The organism is Vibrio hepatarius (assembly GCF_043642085.1).
GTDB classification, from domain to species: domain Bacteria; phylum Pseudomonadota; class Gammaproteobacteria; order Enterobacterales; family Vibrionaceae; genus Vibrio; species Vibrio hepatarius_C.
In genome coordinates this window covers 620,134-640,793 of sequence record NZ_JBHZSA010000001.1, presented here as the reverse complement: position 1 = coordinate 640,793, position 20,660 = coordinate 620,134, and the positions used below count along the sequence as shown (strand labels likewise).

General features: G+C 45.8%; 17 protein-coding genes. 10 read left to right on the top strand and 7 right to left on the bottom strand.

Features of this window, described 5'->3' with window-relative positions:
• Positions 1–53 precede the first annotated feature (53 nt).
• Both ycfP and ACHUFZ_RS02810 read left to right on the top strand, forming a co-directional pair.
• Positions 54–593: an alpha/beta hydrolase YcfP gene (ycfP, locus tag ACHUFZ_RS02815; protein WP_394125781.1), complete on the top strand. Its 540-nt coding sequence runs from the start codon at positions 54–56 to the stop codon at positions 591–593.
• Positions 594–1,001: 408 nt separating this feature from the next.
• The gene (locus ACHUFZ_RS02810; RefSeq protein WP_394125780.1) at positions 1,002–2,291 is read left to right on the top strand and encodes an NAD(P)/FAD-dependent oxidoreductase; all 1,290 of its coding nucleotides are present in this window, start codon (positions 1,002–1,004) and stop codon (positions 2,289–2,291) included.
• A gap of 61 nt (positions 2,292–2,352) precedes the next feature.
• Here the strand turns inward: ACHUFZ_RS02810 and ACHUFZ_RS02805 are convergent, their stop codons facing one another.
• The 4 genes from ACHUFZ_RS02805 to ACHUFZ_RS02790 are packed head-to-tail and all read right to left on the bottom strand — an operon-like array spanning position 2,353 to position 7,794.
• On the bottom strand, positions 2,353–2,892 hold the full coding sequence (locus ACHUFZ_RS02805; RefSeq protein WP_394125779.1) for a GNAT family N-acetyltransferase: 540 nt from the start codon (positions 2,890–2,892) through the stop codon (positions 2,353–2,355).
• 33 nt (positions 2,893–2,925) lie between these two features.
• Positions 2,926–3,699: a peptidoglycan binding protein CsiV gene (locus tag ACHUFZ_RS02800; protein WP_394125778.1), complete on the bottom strand. Its 774-nt coding sequence runs from the start codon at positions 3,697–3,699 to the stop codon at positions 2,926–2,928.
• A 51-nt stretch (positions 3,700–3,750) separates the two neighbouring features.
• Entirely contained in the window at positions 3,751–7,212 is a 3,462-nt protein-coding gene (gene mfd, locus ACHUFZ_RS02795; RefSeq protein WP_394125777.1) for a transcription-repair coupling factor, read from the bottom strand.
• A 9-nt stretch (positions 7,213–7,221) separates the two neighbouring features.
• Positions 7,222–7,794 (bottom strand): PilZ domain-containing protein, encoded by a 573-nt coding sequence (locus ACHUFZ_RS02790; RefSeq protein ID WP_394125776.1) that lies wholly within the window; start codon positions 7,792–7,794, stop codon positions 7,222–7,224.
• Positions 7,795–7,973: 179 nt separating this feature from the next.
• On the opposite strand from ACHUFZ_RS02790, the gene lolC reads away from it, so the two are divergent.
• The 3 genes from lolC to lolE are packed head-to-tail and all read left to right on the top strand — an operon-like array spanning position 7,974 to position 11,106.
• Entirely contained in the window at positions 7,974–9,182 is a 1,209-nt protein-coding gene (gene lolC, locus ACHUFZ_RS02785; protein ID WP_394125775.1) for a lipoprotein-releasing ABC transporter permease subunit LolC, read from the top strand.
• Positions 9,175–9,861 carry a lipoprotein-releasing ABC transporter ATP-binding protein LolD gene (gene lolD, locus ACHUFZ_RS02780; protein ID WP_394125774.1) on the top strand — a complete coding sequence of 229 codons (687 nt, stop codon included), beginning with the start codon at positions 9,175–9,177 and terminating at the stop codon, positions 9,859–9,861. Before lolC ends, lolD begins: the two co-directional genes overlap by 8 nt.
• On the top strand, positions 9,862–11,106 hold the full coding sequence (gene lolE, locus ACHUFZ_RS02775; protein ID WP_394125773.1) for a lipoprotein-releasing ABC transporter permease subunit LolE: 1,245 nt from the start codon (positions 9,862–9,864) through the stop codon (positions 11,104–11,106).
• A gap of 109 nt (positions 11,107–11,215) precedes the next feature.
• Here the strand turns inward: lolE and ACHUFZ_RS02770 are convergent, their stop codons facing one another.
• Positions 11,216–11,746 (bottom strand): DUF2062 domain-containing protein, encoded by a 531-nt coding sequence (locus ACHUFZ_RS02770; protein WP_134833802.1) that lies wholly within the window; start codon positions 11,744–11,746, stop codon positions 11,216–11,218.
• A gap of 8 nt (positions 11,747–11,754) precedes the next feature.
• Between ACHUFZ_RS02770 and ACHUFZ_RS02765 the strand changes: the two genes are divergently transcribed.
• From ACHUFZ_RS02765 to kdsB, 5 genes are read left to right on the top strand one after another with little or no spacing between them, the layout of a single operon-like run.
• Positions 11,755–13,995 carry a DNA internalization-related competence protein ComEC/Rec2 gene (locus ACHUFZ_RS02765; protein ID WP_394125772.1) on the top strand — a complete coding sequence of 747 codons (2,241 nt, stop codon included), beginning with the start codon at positions 11,755–11,757 and terminating at the stop codon, positions 13,993–13,995.
• Between the two features lie 33 nt (positions 13,996–14,028).
• Positions 14,029–15,777: a lipid A ABC transporter ATP-binding protein/permease MsbA gene (msbA, locus tag ACHUFZ_RS02760; protein WP_394125771.1), complete on the top strand. Its 1,749-nt coding sequence runs from the start codon at positions 14,029–14,031 to the stop codon at positions 15,775–15,777.
• 2 nt (positions 15,778–15,779) lie between these two features.
• Positions 15,780–16,790, top strand: a complete 1,011-nt coding sequence (gene lpxK / locus ACHUFZ_RS02755) for a tetraacyldisaccharide 4'-kinase (protein WP_394125770.1) — start codon at positions 15,780–15,782, stop codon at positions 16,788–16,790.
• On the top strand, positions 16,771–16,950 hold the full coding sequence (locus tag ACHUFZ_RS02750) for a Trm112 family protein (protein WP_004414444.1): 180 nt from the start codon (positions 16,771–16,773) through the stop codon (positions 16,948–16,950). Before lpxK ends, ACHUFZ_RS02750 begins: the two co-directional genes overlap by 20 nt.
• Entirely contained in the window at positions 16,950–17,702 is a 753-nt protein-coding gene (gene kdsB, locus ACHUFZ_RS02745) for a 3-deoxy-manno-octulosonate cytidylyltransferase (protein ID WP_394125769.1), read from the top strand. Before ACHUFZ_RS02750 ends, kdsB begins: the two co-directional genes overlap by 1 nt.
• A gap of 46 nt (positions 17,703–17,748) precedes the next feature.
• On the opposite strand, the gene ACHUFZ_RS02740 is transcribed toward kdsB, so the two are convergent.
• Together ACHUFZ_RS02740 and ACHUFZ_RS02735 are read right to left on the bottom strand one after the other, a co-directional pair.
• Positions 17,749–19,287 carry a SpoVR family protein gene (locus ACHUFZ_RS02740; RefSeq protein ID WP_394125768.1) on the bottom strand — a complete coding sequence of 513 codons (1,539 nt, stop codon included), beginning with the start codon at positions 19,285–19,287 and terminating at the stop codon, positions 17,749–17,751.
• A 9-nt stretch (positions 19,288–19,296) separates the two neighbouring features.
• Entirely contained in the window at positions 19,297–20,568 is a 1,272-nt protein-coding gene (locus ACHUFZ_RS02735; protein WP_394125767.1) for a YeaH/YhbH family protein, read from the bottom strand.
• Positions 20,569–20,660 lie beyond the last annotated feature (92 nt).

Genomic DNA, 20,660 nt, shown 5'->3' with positions numbered 1-20,660 from the left:
TAAACCTTATTTTTCGTGGTAGATTAAGCTCACAAGGATCGGGGGATTATACGATGATTATTTATTTACACGGTTTTGATTCAACCAGCCCAGGCAATCACGAAAAAGTGCTTCAACTGCAGTTTATTGATGATGATGTGCGTTTTATCAACTACAGCACACTTCATCCTAAGCACGATATGCAGCACCTACTTAAAGAAGTGCATAAAGTGATTGAGCAATCAGACGACAAAGCGCCGATCATCTGTGGGGTAGGGCTTGGCGGTTACTGGTCCGAAAGAATTGGTTTTTTATGCGGTATTAAGCAGGTTGTCTTCAACCCTAACTTGCACCCAGCGCGTAATATGGAAGGTCGTATTGACCGTCCAGAAGAGTACGAAGATATCGCGACCAAATGTGTTTCTGAGTTCCGCATCAAAAATAAAGGCCGCTGTTTAGTGATCCTTTCCAAAGACGATGAGATTCACGATAACAGCAAAACAGCCGCTGAATTAGAAGATTACTACGACATCATTTGGGATGAGACCCAGACTCACAAGTTTAAAAAAATCTCCCAACATCTTCAGACAATGAAGGCATTCAAAAACGCGTAGTGGGTGTTATCTCCGAATAGAATAGTGAAAGCGACGTTATTTATTAACGTCGCTTTTTTATTGTTCAATCCAGTCAAAATCCTTACAACTTTAAATGAGATTGGCGCATTCTTTAGTTGCGAAGCGCATTTTGCCCTATATAATGAGTTCACTATAAATTTTTTGATAAATATCAAAAAAAATTGAGAGTGAGTGAAAAGCTTACCCATTATTAACTGATCTTGTTGCAGATTAGTGCTTAGCCATAAGGCTTTATTATCCAATAAGCGTGTCGTATTTCGAACAACACCTCTACCAGTGTGTGCTCTCTATAGATAGAAGCTGACTGAATAAAAAAGAACCAAATTTTATCGATGTGGTTTAGACCATGTCGAAACACATTTATTAACTTTTTTGAGGAATGTAGCTGTGACACGAATTATCGTAGTAGGCGGCGGCGCAGGCGGCCTTGAGCTTGTGACTAAACTTGGCCGTACTTTGGGCCGTAAAGGTCGTGCAAAGGTGACTTTGGTTGACCGCAAGGCGAGTCACCTTTGGAAGCCACTTTTGCACGAAGTAGCAACAGGTTCACTTGATGAAGGTGTGGATGCTTTAAGCTACCGCGCTCATGCTAAAAACCACCACTTCGACTTCCAAATGGGTAGCCTTGAAGACATCGACCGTGAGCGCAAAGTGATTAAGCTGCGTGAACTGAAAGATGAACATGGCGAGCTGCTCATGCCTAGTCGTGAACTCGATTACGACATTTTGGTGATGTCTATCGGTTCCACGTCAAATGACTTTAATACTCCAGGTGTTCGCGAGAACTGTATCTTCCTAGATAGCCCTGAGCAGGCTCATCGCTTCCGCACTGAAATGAACAATCAGTTCCTTAAACTGCACGCTAAAAATGGTAATGGTACAGTAGATATCGCTATTGTGGGTGCTGGTGCGACTGGTGTAGAGCTTTCCGCTGAACTGCACAATGCGGTGAAAGAGCTGCGTACCTATGGCTTTGGCGATCTTGATTCAAGCAAACTAAACGTAAACCTTGTTGAAGCGGGTGAACGTATTCTTCCAGCACTGCCACCACGTATTTCTGGTGCAGCGCACCAAGAGCTAACTAAGCTTGGCGTTAATGTTCGCACAGCCACTATGGTGACACAGGCGGATAAAGATGGCTTGGTGACTAAAGATGGTGAGAAGATCCCTGCACAAATAATGGTGTGGGCAGCGGGCATCAAGGCTCCAGACTTTATTAAAGATATTGCCGGCCTTGAGACTAACCGCATTAACCAGTTGGTCGTGAAAGATACGCTGCAAACCACTCGTGATGACGATATTTTCGTGATTGGTGATTTGGCTCAGTGTACTCAAGCAGACGGCTCATTCGTACCACCACGCGCTCAAGCGGCACACCAGATGTCTAGCTGCGCATTTTCGAATATCGTTGCTAAGCTAAACGGTCGTGACATGAAACCTTATGTCTACAAGGATAAGGGTTCATTGGTCTCTCTAAGCCGTTTCTCTACGGTAGGTAGCCTAATGGGTAACCTAACTAAGGGGTCAATGATGGTTGAAGGTCGTATCGCACGCGTGGTGTATATCTCGCTGTACCGCCTACACCAGATGGCTTTGCATGGTATGTTCAAAACGGGTTTGATTATCCTGATGGGACGCATCAACCGTGTACTTCGTCCTAACCTAAAGTTGCACTAATACTGGTTTGAATCGAAGACAAAAAAGAGCGCTAAGGCGCTCTTTTTTATTGTGGCTCTTTTCATTTAGGAATGATGGAGTAAACCAAGCCTGTTTTGGGTTTACCATTGTAGAGAAAGCGGTTTTCCGCGCGTGATTCAAACTTTCCTCCACATCGTTCAATCAATTTCTGGCTCGCCTGATTATTGGGATCGCAGACAATCTCGATGCGGGTAAGTTTTAGCACGTCAAAGCAAAACTCAACTAAGGCGTTAACGGCTTTACTGCCGTGTCCCTGTCCTTGGAAGGCATCACCTATCCAGTAGCCAATACTTGCCATGTTGAAGGTGTGGTATATCTCATTAATCGCAACCATTCCGAGCAATTGACCTGAATGACGGCAAAACACGCCAAAACCGTACGCTTGCGCTTTAACCCAATTAAGTCGGGTAGCAAGGATGAACCGTTCCGCATCGTCGGTTGAGAAGTCAGGTTGGCACCAATCAATCCATTGGTGGAGGCTAGGTGAGTTGCACACGCAATCGCGTAAGACCTCTGCCTCTTCGCTATCAATTAAGCGTAAGTTAAGATCTTTTGTGATGATTTGATAGTTAGGCGTCATAAAAAGAGAGCCCTCAAATGAGGGCTCAGGCCTTTATTGATTAACTCGGCGTACTTGAATGATCATGCCAAGAAGTGGGTGATCTAAGTAGTGAGTTTCTGTACTGCGCATACGACGCTTTTGGTCTAGGCGGTAGCTTTTTAGGAACTCTTCTGCACGCACAGTTGGTGTGACATCTTCCATTAAGCCGACTTGTACCACTTGGTCGTCGCCGCTGAGTTCTTGATCAAGTACTTCCGGTTTGTTTTCCTCGATAATTACCTCACGAACGCTCGGTGCTTTAAGGTCTAGCTCAACGTCTGCATACAAATAATGCTCAACGTAGATCTGCAATTTACCATCTAGCTGGTAAAGCGCCTTAGGAATCGACTCTTCTTGAATCCCTTCTAGTGCTTGAGTACCGCTGTTGCTGCCAATCATTGAGCCGTCTTGATTAAATTTGTTTGAAAAATCTTTGCCTGCTTGGATATGAAACGTTGGTGCACTAAAGCGGCCTTGATCGCCTTGACGCCAAGCTTTGTGCATTAAAACTTGAAAGCCAGCATGACGTCTTAGCTTTTCAACCTCACCATTTAGCTTATACGCAGAGTAAGGCAGCATTTGGACTCCCTTCTTCGAACGGTAATTGGTGTCCGAAAAAGAGCCAGCTCGTTCAAGATCGATTTTAGGTAAGTCATTTGGCCATGACTCAGCTGTTTTCTCTGCGTCGACGGCACGCTTAAAAATGATCACTTCGATATCGAATTGGCGCTGCGCCATAGAGGGCATGGCAACTAACATTAGCAACAGCGGGATCAGTTTTTTCATTACAACTCCATCAAGAGGCACTTGGTGCCTCAAATTAAATATTTTGAACAATCAGGCTTTTGGTAATAGATTTTGCTGGAACTCGCCCAGTATGTCATTAACAAATTGTATGCGTTTGCGTCTATCAACCAATGGTATCGTAAACTTGAACTTAGTTGGTCCATCCATTGCGAATTTTTGTGGCTGAGATTGCAATAGTTTAACCAAATACATAGGGTTAATGTCAGCATCTGGATAGAATTCGATAAAGCCACCCTTGTCATGCGCTTCAATCTTTTTCACTTTCAGTGCAGCGGCTTCTAATTTTAACTGAGCGACGGAAAGCAAATTCTTCGTAGCGTCAGGTAACAAGCCGAATCGGTCAATCAGCTCAATCTTCAGCTCACCCAGCTCTTGTTCACTGCTGACGCTAGCAATCTGTTTATACATAGATAAGCGCGTATTGATATCTGGGATATAGTCATCAGGTAATAGAGCAGGTAGGCGCATCTCGACTTCGGTTTGGTCACGCAGTAGCTCATCCAGTGAAGGCTCTTTACCTTCTTTCAGTGCTTCTACTGCTTGCTCTAACATTTCCATATATAGAGTAAAGCCGACCGATTGAATCTGACCACTTTGCTCGTCACCCAACAATTCACCTGCACCACGAATCTCTAAATCATGGGTTGCCAAGGTAAAGCCCGCGCCTAAGTCCTCTAATGAGGCGATTGCATCGAGACGTTTAATCGCATCTTTAGTCATAGCCTTTGGATGCGGTGTCATCAAGTAAGCGTATGCTTGGTGGTGTGAACGACCCACGCGGCCACGAAGTTGGTGCAACTGCGCCAAGCCTAAGTTATCCGCGCGATCCATGATGATGGTGTTAGCGGTTGGAACGTCGATACCCGTTTCGATAATAGTGGTACAAACCAATAGATTAAATCGCTGGTGGTAGAAATCGTTCATGATGCGTTCAAGCTCACGCTCACGCATTTGACCATGGGCGACGGTAACGCGGGCTTCAGGCACGAGCTTTTCCAGATCCGCCGCGACTTTTTCGATGGTCTCAACTTGGTTGTGCAGGAAGTAGACCTGACCACCACGCATGATTTCACGCAATACCGCTTCGCGAACTACAGCGTCATCACTCTGGCGAACAAAAGTCTTAATGGCTAAGCGTCTTGCTGGTGGCGTTGCGATAATCGATAAGTCTCGCATACCACTCATCGCCATATTCAAGGTTCTAGGAATAGGCGTTGCGGTTAAAGTTAAGATATCGACGTCGGCGCGCATGGCTTTCATCTTCTCTTTTTGACGAACTCCGAAGCGGTGTTCTTCATCGACAATCAGTAGACCCAAATCTTTGAACTTGATGTCATTCGACAGTAGCTTGTGGGTACCAACGACTAAATCGACTTTACCTTCTTCGATATCTTGTAAGACTTGCTTTTGTTCTTTGGCGGTTTTAAAGCGTGACAGTACTTCGACTCGGATAGGTAAGTTAGCGAATCTATCACGGAAGTTTTCAAAGTGTTGTTGGGCCAGCAGGGTTGTCGGTACTAACACAGCCACTTGCTTACCGTTGTCGGTGGCAACAAACGCAGCGCGCATTGCCACTTCGGTTTTACCAAAGCCCACATCACCACATACCAGACGATCCATTGCTTTCGCTTGGCACATATCCGACATAACAGCGTTGATCGCCATCGATTGATCATCAGTTTCTTCGAATGGGAAGCCCGCTTTGAACGTCGCGTATTGGCCACGATCCAACTCGAATTTGTAACCGGGCTTGAGCTCTCTCTTGGCATACACGTCAAGCAGCTCTGCCGCGACATCTCGCACTTTTTCCGCAGCTTTACGGCGCGCTTTAGCCCAAGCTTCACCGCCAAGTTTATGGATCGGAGCGCCATCTTCAGCGCCGCCAGAGTAACGGCTGATAAGGTTTAAAGAGGCAACAGGTACATACAGTTTGGCTTCATTTTGATACTCAAGCGTCACGTATTCTGTGATCATGCCGCCTGCTTCTAGCGTTTGCAGACCAGTATAGCGACCAATGCCGTGGTCGATATGCACCACAGGCTGACCTGGCTGAAGTTCGGCAAGGTTGCGAATAACGGCATCGCTATTGGTTGCTTTGCGATCTTTTCGTCTGCGCTGGATGACGCGGTCACCAAGGATATCGCTTTCACAGATAAAGGCGACTTGATCGCTGCCAAAGATAAAACCATGTTCTGCTGCGCCAAGCACGAGACTAAACTTATTGGCGCTATTTAAGGCTTGATCCAAACAGCCAAATTCTTCTGGGCGTAATTTGATTCTTTGCAGTAGTTCAAGAAGCGCTTCACGGCGTCCCTCAGATTCTACGGAAAAGACAATTTTGCCAGAGAATGATTCACTGAATTGGCGCAGTGCCGCCATCGGCTCTTTGTTTTGATGCTGGACGGCCAAATCAGGTAGCGGCGATAAGTCAGGGTTACTGCGACCTTGCTTTTCTGTTACTGGTTCAACAAACAACTGCACCTGAGGTAGGTGTTTAAAGTAGCTGAATAGTTGATCTTTCTTTAGCCATAGCTCTTCTGGCGGTAACAGCGGACGTAAAGGATCGACCTTACGCTGGTCGTAGCGGTAGTCGACGTCCGTTAAGAAGGTATCGATAGACTCTTCGATATTCCCAACCGTCAGCAACTGGCTGTCTTCAGGAATGTAATCAAATAAGGTTTCTGTTTGTTCAAAAAACAGCGGCTGCCAGTATTCAATACCCGCTGGCCATGTGCCTTTAGATACTTGCATGTATACTGATTCTGGCTCTCTACGTGCTTCGAAGCGCTGACGCCAACGGATGCGGAAGTCTTCAATAGCACTTTCTGACGTCGGGAATTCGTGTGCAGGAAGCAGTCGAATTTCTTTCGTGTCCTCAATAGAGCGCTGATTCTCAGGGTCAAACGTGCGGATGGTATCAATCTCGTCATCGAAGAAATCAATACGGAATGGGTCTTTCGAGCCCATTGGGAACAAATCAAGAATCGAGCCGCGGCTTGCATACTCACCGGGACCAAATACTTGATCAACATGACGATAGCCTGACTTTTCAAGTTGAATGCGCAGCTTCTCAAGTGAGAAAAGGTCGCCCACTTTAACCATCAGCGTATGCTGCATTAAGTAGTCACGCGGGGATTGACGCTGAAGTAGCGTGCCCACTGGAACGATAGTAATGCCACTGGTTTGCGTTGGCAGTTGATACAGGCGTGAAATACGGTCAGAGATAATCTCTTGGTGTGGAGAAAAACTGTCGTAAGGCAGCGTTTCCCAATCAGGAAACAGTGACACTTCTTGAGTGGTAAACTGTTCGATTTCCTGTAATAGCTTTAAGGCTGTTTGAGGGTCGGGAACTGCGAGTAGAGTGTGTGCACCATGGTTTGCAGCAAGCTCTGAAATAGCGATAGCTAAGCTGGACCCATGCAGGTTTCCGATCTGTTTCTTGTCTCCAGCACCTTGGGCACCGGCGAGATTAAATAAAGATGTGTTAGGCATAGTATTTGATTATTTCTCGCGGTTAAGCGAACGCTGACGTAATAACTTTTGTTGCTGGAAAAGAGCGGCTTTGATAAGTAGGTCTTGGTCGAGATCTCTGAGTAAATCGTATTTAACCGTAATTAGCTTTTTATCGCTTTGGTCTTCGATGTGGGCAATGTGCCCGTAGCAATAAATTGCCGCCGCAGGGTGCTCCAAAAACAGTTTAACTCGAACTTTTGTCTCAATATCGATAGCGATAGCGTGCTGGCTGTAGTAACTGAATTGGCTTGCACCAAACGAATGAGTCTGGTGGCGCAGTGATGGATCATCTTGCTGCGAAAGCATAAATGTTAGCAGTAGGTTGAGCTTAGAGTTTTGCGTATCAAGCAGTTGAATTACGTGCTTGAAATCGTTGTTTTTCAGCTCGGCGCGCGCACTATCATTAAGCATGTCTAAGTGGCTAAATTCACTTGCGACGATGAACGGCGCAGGGATTTCACCTTCAAAATTGTCGTAGCTTGGAAAGTGTTCACCTTCCGCTAATGGCTCAACATTCACCGTCATCGTGTGGTTCACGGTGAAAAATTCTTGGTCTGACATGCTCGATTCCTTCTTTATATAGTTTTGATTATCGTTATACCTGACAAGGAATCAAGGTATCCCTTTGTTTATTACATAATTTAACGACTAATTGGCAATTAAACACTACACCCAAGGCGATTTAATCGGTAGAGTAACCTCATTAATTAGGTCTTAAGACTCTAACTTTGGTTTCTACTATGTTTCATCCAGTCTCTACCTTTATTGGGTTGCGCTACTTGCGAGGGCGATCCGGTGATAGGTTTAGTCGTTTTGTCTCTTATATGTCGACAGCGGGTATCACGATCGGTGTGATGTCTTTAGTTACTGTTTTGTCCGTCATGAATGGCTTTGAAGCTCAGCTTAAAGGCCGAATCTTGGGTGTTCTGCCACAAGCGATTGTGTCTCAAATCGATGGCAAGACAGAGCGCTTAGAACAAGCCCCAGAGTTTATTCGCCAACTGTCTGATGCAGCGCACCCTGAACCGATAGTTCAAAGCGAAGCGGTATTACAAAGCGCAAGTCAATTAAGTGCAGGGTTACTAATTGGCATTAAACCGTCAGAACATGATCCTATTGAACAGCACCTCATTGCTGGTAGGTTAGAGAATCTACAAGCGGGCAAGTACCAGATTTTCATTGGTCACACCTTGGCGCGTTCTTTGGATGTCTCTATTGGAGATAAAGTCCGTCTAATGGTGACCAGTGCGAGTCAGTTTACCCCTCTTGGTCGTATACCAAGTCAGCGATTATTTACCGTTGCAGGCATCTACAATACCGGTTCGGATGTCGATGGACAGTTAATGCTGACGCACATTCAAGACGCTGGAAAACTGATGCGATTGAAGCCAGACACCATGACAGGTTGGCGCTTGTTCTTTAATGACCCATTTGTGGTGGCTGATTTAAGTGAACAACCTTTACCTCAGGGTTGGAAGTGGCAAGATTGGCGCGACCAACGCGGCGAGCTGTTTCAAGCTGTGCGAATGGAAAAGAACATGATGGGCCTTATGCTTGGTCTGATCATTGGCGTTGCGGCTTTCAACATCATCTCGGCACTGATTATGGTGGTGATGGAAAAACAGTCGGAAGTCGCTATCTTGAAAACGCAGGGTATGAGTGACAGACAAGTGCTGGCTATTTTTATGGTGCAAGGTGCCAGCAGCGGAGTGATCGGTGCTTTTATTGGTGGGGCCCTTGGCGTAGCTCTAGCAAGTAACTTAAATGCCATTTTAGAAGCAGCTGGTGTCGCGCTGTTTTCTGTGGGTGGAGAACTGCCCGTGTTGATTAACCCAATTCAAATTACGATTGTTGTGGTTATGGCGATTGCGCTGAGCCTGATTGCAACGCTACTCCCGTCTTACCGCGCATCTTCTGTAAAACCAGCCGAGGCTTTGAGATATGAGTAACCTTCTACAGTGTTATAACGTTTGTAAAACGTATCGAGAGGGTGCGTTTGATACTCAAGTATTAAAGGGTGTGAGTTTTGGACTTCAGCGTGCTGAGCTGGCCTCAATTATTGGTAGCTCTGGCTCAGGTAAAAGTACTTTATTGCATATTCTTGGGGCGCTCGATGAAGCGACAGAAGGGCATGTGACGTTTCTCGATCAAGACTTATCTAAATTGAGTTCAAACAAGCAAGCCAAATTACGCAATCAGCATTTAGGCTTCGTTTATCAGTTCCACCATTTGTTATCTGACTTTAGTGCAGTTGAAAACGTGGCGATGCCGCTTCTGATTGGTGGCACCAAAGTCGCGGCGGCGAAACAGGCTGCAAAGGCACTGCTTGATAAAGTCGGGCTGACTCATCGTTTGGACCACCGTCCATCAGAGTTGTCTGGTGGTGAACGTCAACGTGTGGCGATCGCGCGTGCGTTAGTGAATAACCCGGCACTGGTACTGGCCGATGAGCCGACAGGTAATTTGGACCATAAGACAGCATTGGCGATTTATGACCTGATGCGTGAATTAAACCAAGAATCGCAAACTGCCTTTCTTGTCGTAACGCATGATGGTGAGTTGGCAGCGAAAATGGATCGCCAACTGCACATGCAAGATGGCTTACTGCTGAATATTGAGGGGGCATAAGTGTTCTCTTCACTATCTCACTTTATTGCTCGCCGCTTTAGCCGTGGCAAACAGCGCAACAAAATGGTGTCGTTTATTTCGATGTCATCAACCATTGGTATTGCTGTAGGTGTCGCGGTGATCATTATTGGCTTATCAGCAATGAATGGTTTCGAGCGCGAACTGAATAATCGAGTATTGTCGGTCATCTCCCATGGTGAGTTCGAAGGTGTGAGAGGGCCACTTGTTGAATGGCAACAGGTTGTCACACAAGCGGAAAAACACCCTAAGATCGAAGCGGCTGCCCCATACGTTAAGCTCACGGCTTTGGCTGAAAAAGGCGCGCAACTTAAAGCGATTGAAGTTCGAGGCATCGACCCTGATCAAGAAGGGCGTGTATCGAGTTTAAGTGACTTTATTGACCCAAGTGTATGGGCATCCTTTAAGCCAGGTGATCAGCAAGCTATTTTAGGTAAAGGTGTTGCTGACTTGCTTGGTGTAAAAAAAGGCGATTACCTGACGCTGATGATTCCTACTGGCGGTGCGACAACAAAAGTTCAAGCGCCTAAGCGTGTACGAGTAAAAGTTGCGGGCTTATTAACATTGAATGGGCAGATTGATCATAACTTAGCCTTGATTCCTCTGGCTGATGCGCAGAACTATGCCAAGTTAGGGCAAGGCGTAAGTGGCGTAGCAGTTAAAGTCACGGACGTATTAGAAGCAACACAGATTGTAAGGGAAGCAGGCAATACCCTAAGTGTGTATGTCTACTTGCGCAGTTGGCAGCAGAAGTATGGCTTCCTTTATCGTGATATTCAGCTAGTGCGAACCATTATGTATTTAGTGATGGTACTGGTAATTGGTGTTGCGAGCTTTAATATCGTTTCTACGCTTATGATGGCGGTAAAAGATCGCGCAGCTGAGATCGCCATTCTGCGTACGATGGGGGCAAGCGATGGTCTTGTTAAGCGTATCTTTGTTTGGCAAGGCGTCTTCTCTGGTGCTTTCGGTAGTATTGCCGGCAGTATCATTGGTGTGCTTGTTGCGCTTAATTTGACCCCGATGATTTCTGCACTAGAAAACCTTATAGGTCATAAGTTTCTATCCGGTGATATCTACTTTGTCGATTTTTTACCGTCGCAAATTGAGCCATTAGATGTCGTGGTGGTGTCAATCACAGCCATTGTGCTTAGCTTGTTAGCAACCTGGTACCCTGCTTCTCGTGCGAGTAAGCTCAACCCAGCAGCGGTGTTAAGTTCTAAATAACACGGGCTTACAAATACAAAAAAAGGACCGGCAGGTCCTTTTTTCATTTCTGTCTTACAGTGTTGTTTCATCAATGCGTTAGTTTCGCTGTGACAACACCATCGCCATTTTACTTCTTCAGTAGGCCTCTTATTCTGATCTGACGTTTTTGCCAGCTACGCACAACGGAATAACGCCACAGAGCTTTTATTCCAAAGTAACCAAGCATTGCCGATACTACGCCGCAGATTAAGCATCCCAATAGGAATGGAGGCCCAATAGCACTCATCTGATGCAGGATAAATTCCCAAGATAGCTCAAAGTGGAAATGCTGCGGCGGGACATTCATTGCCCAAGCTCCCACTTTGTAGGCGAAATAGAAAAGGACAGGCATGGTCACAGGGTTACTCACCCACACTAGGGCAACAGATAGCGGCAAGTTAACCCCACAGGCAATTGCAAGCCCTGCGGACATGATCATCTGGCTAGGCAGTGGAACAAAAGCCATGAATAGGCCTACGGCGAAAGCACCCGCTGCTGAGCGTCGGTTAAGGCACCACAAGTTTGGGTTATAAAGCACGTTGCCAAAAATCTTTAGTGCCTTTTGACGCTTAATCACTTCGTGGTCAGGCATAAAGCGTTGGATGAATTTTCTTGGCATAAGGAAATATGACTCTCTACTTAAATTATTGGTCGCTGATTTCGTTTTCGTTGTTGATCGTCACTAGCCCATATTGGCCAATCATGCCCGATTGGAAATATCTAATCATTCCTTGCATCTTGATAGCCGTATCCATCAAGTATAGGCAAGTGAGATATTGTGTTGGAGCAGCATTCGCGTGCATTGTCATATTTATGCATGGCAACTTGCTGCAACAGCAAACAGAAAAACTTTTTAAAGCAGGTCAGGATATTACCATAATCGCTGACGTTGACAGCCTTTTTAAACCAATAAACCGAGGCTTTCAAGGCAGAGTTATAGTTAGATCAATCAATGGCCAATCCTTGAGCACTTTTCTACAACCTAAGATTACGCTCAAAGCCCCGATATTATTTCAACTAGGTGATACCGTAACGGCTAAAGTATCACTCAAACCAATCACAGGTTTACTCAATGGGGTCGGTTTTGACGCTGAAACCTACGCTTTATCGCAATCTGTAGTGGGTCATGGCACCATCAAAAGCCGTGAGAGTTTTTACCTAGTCAGTAACGGCTCGGTTAGAGGGGCGGCACTAGATAAATTTAACCGCCACATCGTCCAATTAGAAAACCGCGATCTATTGCTCGCCTTAATGTTCGGTGTACGAGATGAACTGGATGCCGAGCGCTGGAGAAAATTACAACAGAGCGGACTCAGCCATTTAATCGCTATTTCTGGTTTGCATATTGGTATCGCATTTGGAATTGGGTGGTTCTTGGGAAGAGGGTTTCTAAGAGCCCACTGGACGATGACGTACGCTCCGATGTTATGTGGATTGGCATTTGCTATGGGCTACGCCTGGTTAGCAGGTTTTTCGATTCCTACGCAGCGCGCGATGTTAATGTGCATCGTCTTATGCCTAGTACAACAGTTTTCTGGTCACCTCTCTTATCGGTACAAGTGGCTATTGGTCCTCTCAGTGCTACTCGTCATCGAACCTTTTTGGGTGGTGAGCAGCAGCTTATGGTTATCGATGGCCGCAGTCGGAGTTGTTTTTCTATTTCTCTCAATCACGAAAAGATCACAACCGACATGGCTGAAGGCAATTAAGCTTCAGGCCTTGATTGTATTGCTTATGCTCCCAGTAACGGCTCTTCTTTTCTATGGCGTGAGTGTCAGTGCCTTTGTTTATAACCTGATATTTGTGCCTTGGTTTACCTTGATTGTTGTCCCGTTACTCTTTTGTGCTTTCAGTGTTAGCTATCTCAATATCAATACAGAGGCGCTATGGTCAATAGCGGACTTAAGTTTAACTCCCGTCACATGGGCAATAGATTATGCGCAGTGGGGCTGGCTTGACCTGTCATATTTTGAAGTTAAATGGTTAGGTGTATTGGTTGTCGTGCTGGTGGTTTACCAAGTGTTCAACCGTTATGGGAGCGCGGCGCTGTTAGTTGTATTTGTTGTGTGTGACACTCGATGGCAGAAGCTACCACTATGGGAGATGAGCGTATTTGATGTTGGCCATGGATTAGCCGTCGCGATAAGACAAAACAAGCGCGTTATGCTCTATGACACAGGGGCTGCGTGGGGAGCGTCGAGTATTGCTGAGCAAATCATTTCTCCTTACTTAATTAAATCGGGAGCAAACAAAGTCGACTATTTGTTACTCAGTCATATGGACAACGATCATGCTGGTGGCTGGCAGTGGTTGGTCGATAGGTGGCAGCCTGAATCTATCATCACCAGTCAAGTCGATGTAGGTGGAGTCGGGTGTGTTAAAGGGCAACGCTTTACTTGGTATGATCTTACGCTAGAAGTGCTATGGCCGATGAAGCAGGTAACTAGGGCTTATAACCCGCACTCTTGTGTCGTGAGCGTCACCCATCAGCTTGCCCCACATAAAGTGTTACTCACTGGAGATATAGAAAATATTGCTGAATGGATGTTAATTCGCGATGAAGACAAGCTTGATTCGGACGTTGTCATTGTTCCTCATCATGGTAGTAGAACCTCTTCTATTGCGAATTTTGTTGAACGGGTGAGCCCGTCACTGGCGATCGCCTCTACCGCGAAAGGTGGTCGATGGGATTTACCTAATCCAGAGGTGGTCGAGCGATACCGAAATCAAGGTGCGGAGTGGGCCGATACGGGCAGCTCAGGGCAAATAACGGTGAAGTTTTATTCAGATAGTTTCAAAGTGGCGCGACTACGAGATATCAAAGGCGGGAGTTGGTATAGGCATATGCTGCGTAAGGGAGTAGAATAGCCGCAATATTGTAAAAGAAAAATAAGCACTTCTATGTCATTGAATCAAGACGAAACGACTTGGCAAACGTTCAAGCGCCTGTGGACTTATATCCGTTTATACAAAGCAGGTCTGGCGGTTGCAGTTGTTGCACTGATTGTTAACGCGATTGCTGACACTTACATGGTTTCACTACTAAAGCCGCTTCTAGATGAAGGTTTTGGTAATGCTGAATCCAACTTTCTTCGAGTTCTTCCTATCATCATTTTCGGTATGATGATTGTCCGCGGACTGAGCGGATTTGTCTCAACCTACTGCTTAAGCTGGGTATCTGGCAACGTTGTTATGCAGATGAGACGAGCTATCTTTAACCAGTTTATGCATATGCCAGTCTCTTATTTTGATAAAGAGTCTGCTGGTGGTCTTCTTTCTCGAATTACTTACGATTCTGAACAAGTGGCTGGCGCGACAAGTCGTGCGTTAGTGAGTATCGTGCGTGAAGGTGCAAGTATTATCGGCCTGTTGGTGTTGATGTTCTGGAACAGCTGGCAGTTATCTATTGTACTATTCGTTATTGCTCCGCTAGTAGCTTGGGGTATCAGTGTTGTTTCTAAGCGATTCCGTAAAATCTCTAAGAATATGCAAGAAGCGATGGGCCATGTGACGTCATCAGCGGAGCAAATGCTGAAAGGGCATAAAGTCGTCTTGAGCTACGGCGGTCAGAATGTGGAACGTGAACGTTTTGACAGTGTAAGCAATCAAATGCGTCAGCAATCAATGAAGTTAGTCGCGGCTCAAGCTATCGCTAACCCAGTGATTCAGGTGATTGCTTCGATTGCACTAGTGGCAGTGCTATTTTTAGCGAGCGTGGACTCTATCCGCGCTGAGCTAACTCCAGGTACTTTCACGGTTGTTTTCTCGGCAATGTTTGGTTTGATGCGCCCGCTTAAAGCCCTAACCAATGTTACTTCTGACTTCCAACGTGGTATGGCGGCGAGCCAAACGCTGTTTGCGCTGATGGATCTGGAAACAGAGCAAGACAACGGCAAACTTGAAGCTGATAAAGTTCGTGGTGAGATCGCGGTTAAGAACGTGACGTTCACTTACCAAGGCAAAGAAAAACCTGCATTAAGTGAGATCAGCTTTAATATTCCGCAAGGCAAAACAGTCGCTCTTGTTGGCCGTTCAGGCTCAGGTAAGAGTACCATTGCAAACCTGTTTACCCGTTTCTACGATGTCGATTCCGGCTCAATTTGTTTAGATGATGCTGACGTAAGAGATTACACACTAGGTAACTTGCGTACGCATTTCGCACTTGTTTCGCAAAACGTCCACTTATTTAACGATACCATTGCCAACAACATCGCTTATGCTGCGACAGAGCAGTTTAGTCGTGAACAGATTGAACATGCAGCGCGCTTAGCTCATGCAATGGACTTTGTTGACAATATGGATGATGGGCTAGATACCGTGATTGGTGAAAATGGCGCAAGTCTATCTGGTGGTCAACGTCAACGTATCGCCATTGCGCGTGCACTATTGCGTGATGCACCTGTGCTGATTCTAGATGAAGCAACGTCGGCTCTTGATACTGAATCAGAGAAAGCGATCCAAGCCGCATTGGATGAGTTGCAGAAAGACAAGACGGTACTGGTTATCGCACACCGCTTATCGACGATTGAAAATGCCGATGAAATTTTGGTTGTGGATGACGGTGAAATCGTTGAGCGTGGCAATCATGCGGAGCTAATCAAGCAAGATGGCGCCTATGCTCAGCTGCATCGAATTCAATTTGGTGCTTAGCCTTGATTGAGAAAATTTGGTTTGAAAACCACCCAATCAAATACCTACTGTGGCCGCTATTATGGCCACTGAGTGTTCTGTTTGGTTGGGTGAGTAGAAACCGTCGCCATCAATATCAAACAGGTAAGAAAGCGTCATATCGCCCACCTGTCCCTGTCATCGTTGTCGGTAATATTACCGCGGGTGGCAATGGTAAAACGCCTGTGGTGATTTGGTTGGTCGAGAAACTGCAACAGCTCGGCTATAAACCAGGTGTAGTATCACGAGGCTACGGTGCTAAAGCACCTTCTTACCCATTGACGGTCGAAGCTGATACATCACCAAAACATTGCGGCGATGAGCCTAAACTGATTTATAAGCGCACTGGCGCTCCAGTATCAGTCTCACCTGTTCGCAGTGATGCCGTTAAGGCGCTGCTGAAGCAGGATGTGGATATTATTATCACCGACGATGGTCTCCAGCATTATGCATTGGAGCGAGATATTGAGATTGTGGTGATTGATGGCAAGCGTCGATTTGGCAATGAGTGCTTAATTCCATTGGGCCCACTTAGAGAATCGGTAGAACGTCTCTCAGAGGTTGACTTGCTGATCACCAACGGTGGTCAAGCGCTTGATAACGAAGCCAGCATGTCATTGGTACCCACACATGCAGTGAATCTATTGACTGGTGAGCGAGTGGCAGTGACAGAGCTGAAAGAGAGCTTGGTTGCGATGGCTGGTATTGGCCATCCACCTCGATTCTTCAATACTCTGACTCAGCTTGGTGCGACTCCAGTTGTTGCTCAAGGTTTTGCTGACCATAAAGATTTTGAACCGTCACAGTTAGAAGCGTTAGCCACGCAAGGTAAGCATCTAATTATGACTGAAAAAGACGCAGTAAAATGTGCACATTACGCCAAAGAGAATTGGTGGTATCTGCCGGTGAATGCCGAGTTTAGTGCTACTGACGAAGTGCGTATTTTAGATAAGATTAAAGAGGTTAAGGAAAAGTATGGATCACCGTCTACTTGAGATTGTTGCCTGTCCAGTATGTAAAGGAAAGCTAACCTTTGATAAGGACAAGCAAGAGCTAGTTTGTAAGTTTGATCGTTTAGCTTATCCGATCAAAGAAGGTATCCCTGTATTGTTAGAGCCAGAAGCTCGCAAAATCAGCATGGACGAGGGTAGATAATGTCATTCACTGTTGTTATTCCTGCGCGTTACCAGTCGACTCGACTGCCGGGTAAACCTCTTGCGGATATTGGTGGTAAACCAATGATTCAATGGGTTTACGAGCAAGCCATTCAAGCAGGAGCTGACCAAGTTATCATCGCGACGGATGACAATCGTGTAGAACAAGCCGTTAAAGCGTTTGGCGGTCAAGTTTGTATGACTTCACCTGATCACGAATCAGGTACCGAGCGACTAGCTGAAGTTGTTGAGAAAATGGCTATTGCTGATGATCATATTATCGTTAATGTCCAAGGCGATGAGCCGTTAATTCCACCTTCAATCATTACTCAAGTCGCTGAAAACTTGGCAAATAGCCAAGCACCAATGGCGACATTAGCGGTAGAAATTAGTGATGAAGCGGAAGTCTTTAATCCAAATGCGGTTAAAGTACTTACCGATAAAGATGGCTATGCGATGTATTTCAGCCGTGCAACTATCCCTTGGGATCGAGACAACTTCGCCCAGCAAGATAAAAAGATTGCGCAGCCATTAATGCGTCATATTGGTATCTACGCTTATCGTGCAGGTTTTATTAATACTTACATTAACTGGCAGCCGACTGCGCTTGAGAAAATTGAGTGTTTAGAGCAGTTGCGAGTGCTTTGGTATGGTGAAAAGATCCATGTCGAAGTAGCGAAACAGGCACCAGCCGCTGGTGTTGATACGCCGGAAGACTTAGAGATCGTTCGTAGTATCATCGCTAAGCGATAAATGAATAAAAAGGCCCTCTGAGGGCCTTTTTTGTTTAGCTATCGGGTTAAATCTTCGCGTCATAATCGCCGCGTTTTGGGCAAGTGGTTAAGATTTCCCGTCTTCCGGTCTCCTTGACCTCCTCAAGAATGACATCAAAACCCCATAAACGATAAAGGTGTTTCAACACTTCATCGTAGCTTTCGTCGAGAGGAATACGATCATGAGGAACATATTGCAGGGTTAGCGAGCGATCGCCGCGGACATCGACGTTGAACACCTGAATGTTCGGTTCTAAATTACTTAAATTGTACTGCGCCGCTAACTTTTCTCTAATCGCTCGATAGCCACTCTCATCATGAATTGCACTGACTTCGATATAATTTTTTCGATCATCATCGACGATGGAAAACAGCTTAAAATCACGCATCAACTTCGGTGACAAGTATTGGCTGATGAAGCTCTCATCTTTGAAGTTTTTCATCGCAAAATGCACCGCTTCTAACCAGTCAGTGCCAGCGAGGTCAGGGAACCATTCTCTGTCTTCATCGGTAGGCTCCTCACAAATACGTCTGATATCGCGGAACATTGCAAAGCCCAATGCATAAGGGTTAATACCGCTGAAGTAAGGGCTGTTATAAGCAGGTTGTGCGACGACGCCTGTGTGGCTGTGTAGAAACTCAAGAATAAACCGGTCGGTGACTAGCCCTTCGTCATATAAGTGGTTAAGAATGGTGTAGTGCCAGTAAGTCGCCCAACCTTCGTTCATCACCTGAGTCTGTTTTTGCGGATAAAAGTATTGGCTAATTTTACGCACGATACGCACGATTTCACGTTGCCATGACTCCAGTAATGGGGCATGTTTTTCGATGAAATAGAGAATGTTTTCTTGTGGCTCGGATGGAAAGCGCACCTTTTGATTTTCCGGTTCAACCTTAGATTTTGGAACGGTTCGCCATAGGTCATTTACCTGTGACTGTAAGTAAGCCTCACGCTCTTCTTGTCTCGATTTCTCTTCTGCAATTGAGATTTTCTCTGGTCGCTTGTAGCGGTCGACACCAAAATTCATTAAAGCGTGGCAAGAGTCGAGTAAGTTTTCGACTTCTTGGACGCCATATTTTTGTTCGCATTCAGCGATGTAGTTCTTGGCAAACAATAGATAGTCAATAATGGAACTAGCGTCTGTCCATGTTTGGAATAGGTAATTGCCCTTAAAGAATGAGTTGTGACCATAGCAAGCGTGTGCCATTACCAATGCTTGCATAGTGACTGTGTTCTCTTCCATTAAGTAAGCGATACATGGGTCAGAGTTAATCACAATCTCATACGCTAGGCCCATCTGACCGTGTTTGTAGCCTTGTTCAGTTTGAATAAATTTCTTACCAAATGACCAGTGGTTGTAGTTAATCGGCATACCAATACTTGAATAGGCGTCCATCATTTGTTCAGACGTGATGACTTCTATCTGGTTGGGGTAAGCGTCCAATTTATAGTGTTCAGCGACTCGTTTGATTTCAACGTGGTAGCGCTCTAGCAGATCGAATGTCCAATCTGGTCCGTCAGGTAGTGCTTTGGATTTGGTTGGCTTTTTGGTTTTTGTTGTCATATCGGCCCCCTAAGCGGTTTCCTTTTTGAAAAGCTCTCTGAATACAGGGAAGATATCTTCAACACTGCGAATGTTTTTCATCGCGAAGTTGGGAAATCCACCCTCTAGCTTTTCATACTCATGCCATAAGGTTTGGTGAGAACGACGAGTGATCTCTATGTACGAATAGTACTGACAGTTTGGCAGTAGATGCTTGGTTAATAGCTCTCGACAGCGAGGAGAGTCATCGGCCCAGTTATCGCCATCTGACGCTTGTGCCGCGTATATGTTCCATTCACCGACAGGGTAGCGATCAGCAACGATCTCATTCATTAGCTTAAGTGCACTTGAAACAATGGTTCCCCCGGTTTCTTGTGAATAGAAAAACTCGTGCTCGTCGACCTCTTTTGCTTGAGTGTGGTGGCGTATGAAAACCACTTCGACATTTTCATAGGTTCGCGTCAGGAATAGATAAAGTAAGACGTAGAAACGCTTGGCGATGTCTTTCGTTGCTTGGTCCATTGAGCCAGAGACATCCATTAAACAGAACATCACAGCCTGGCTGGATGGGATAGGGCGGCGCTCATAGTTTTTAAAGCGTAAATCGAAGGTATCGATGAACGGCACGCTATCTATTTTTCTGCGTAAACTTTTGATCTCGTCATGTAAGCGTTTCTCTTCTAGCATTTGCGCAGGTTCGCTCATTTTTACTTGGTCGAGCTCCTCTTCGAGTTCACGAAGCATGCGCTTTTTGCCCGCTGTCATCGCTGTACGGCGTGCTAAAGATTGCTGTAGTGATTTGACGATGGCGATATTGGCTGGCACACCTGCAGTTTGGTAACCGGCTCGGTGCGTTTTCCATTCGGTGATCTTGTTAATTTGATTCTTTTCTAGATTAGGCAGCTCTAAATCTTCGAATAGAATATCTAGGTATTCATCTTTGGAGATCTGAAATACGAAATCATCTTGGCCTTCACCGTCGGCGCTAGCATCACCTTGACCAGAACCTCCGCCTTGGCCTCCACCTTTAGGGCGTTCAATTTTGTCACCAGTGATAAATTGGTCGTTACCCGGGTGAACACGCTCTTTGAGCCCACCTTTGCCTTGGTGAAACACGGGTTCTTTTATGTCTTTATGAGGAATAGAGACATCTTCGCCCGTCTCAGTATTGGTTATTGAACGGCGATTCACCGCGTCAGCAACAGATTCTTTAATCTGATCTTTATGGCGGCGTAAAAAGCGCTGGCGGTTTACAGCACTCTTATTTTTGCCGTTCAGTCGTCGGTCAATAAATTGCGCCATGAGTCACCCCTTATCTCATACACGCCCCACATGAAGGGGCAGGCCATTCTTGCATCCTGTCTCCTACCAGAGCACTCAACTCTGGTAGGTTA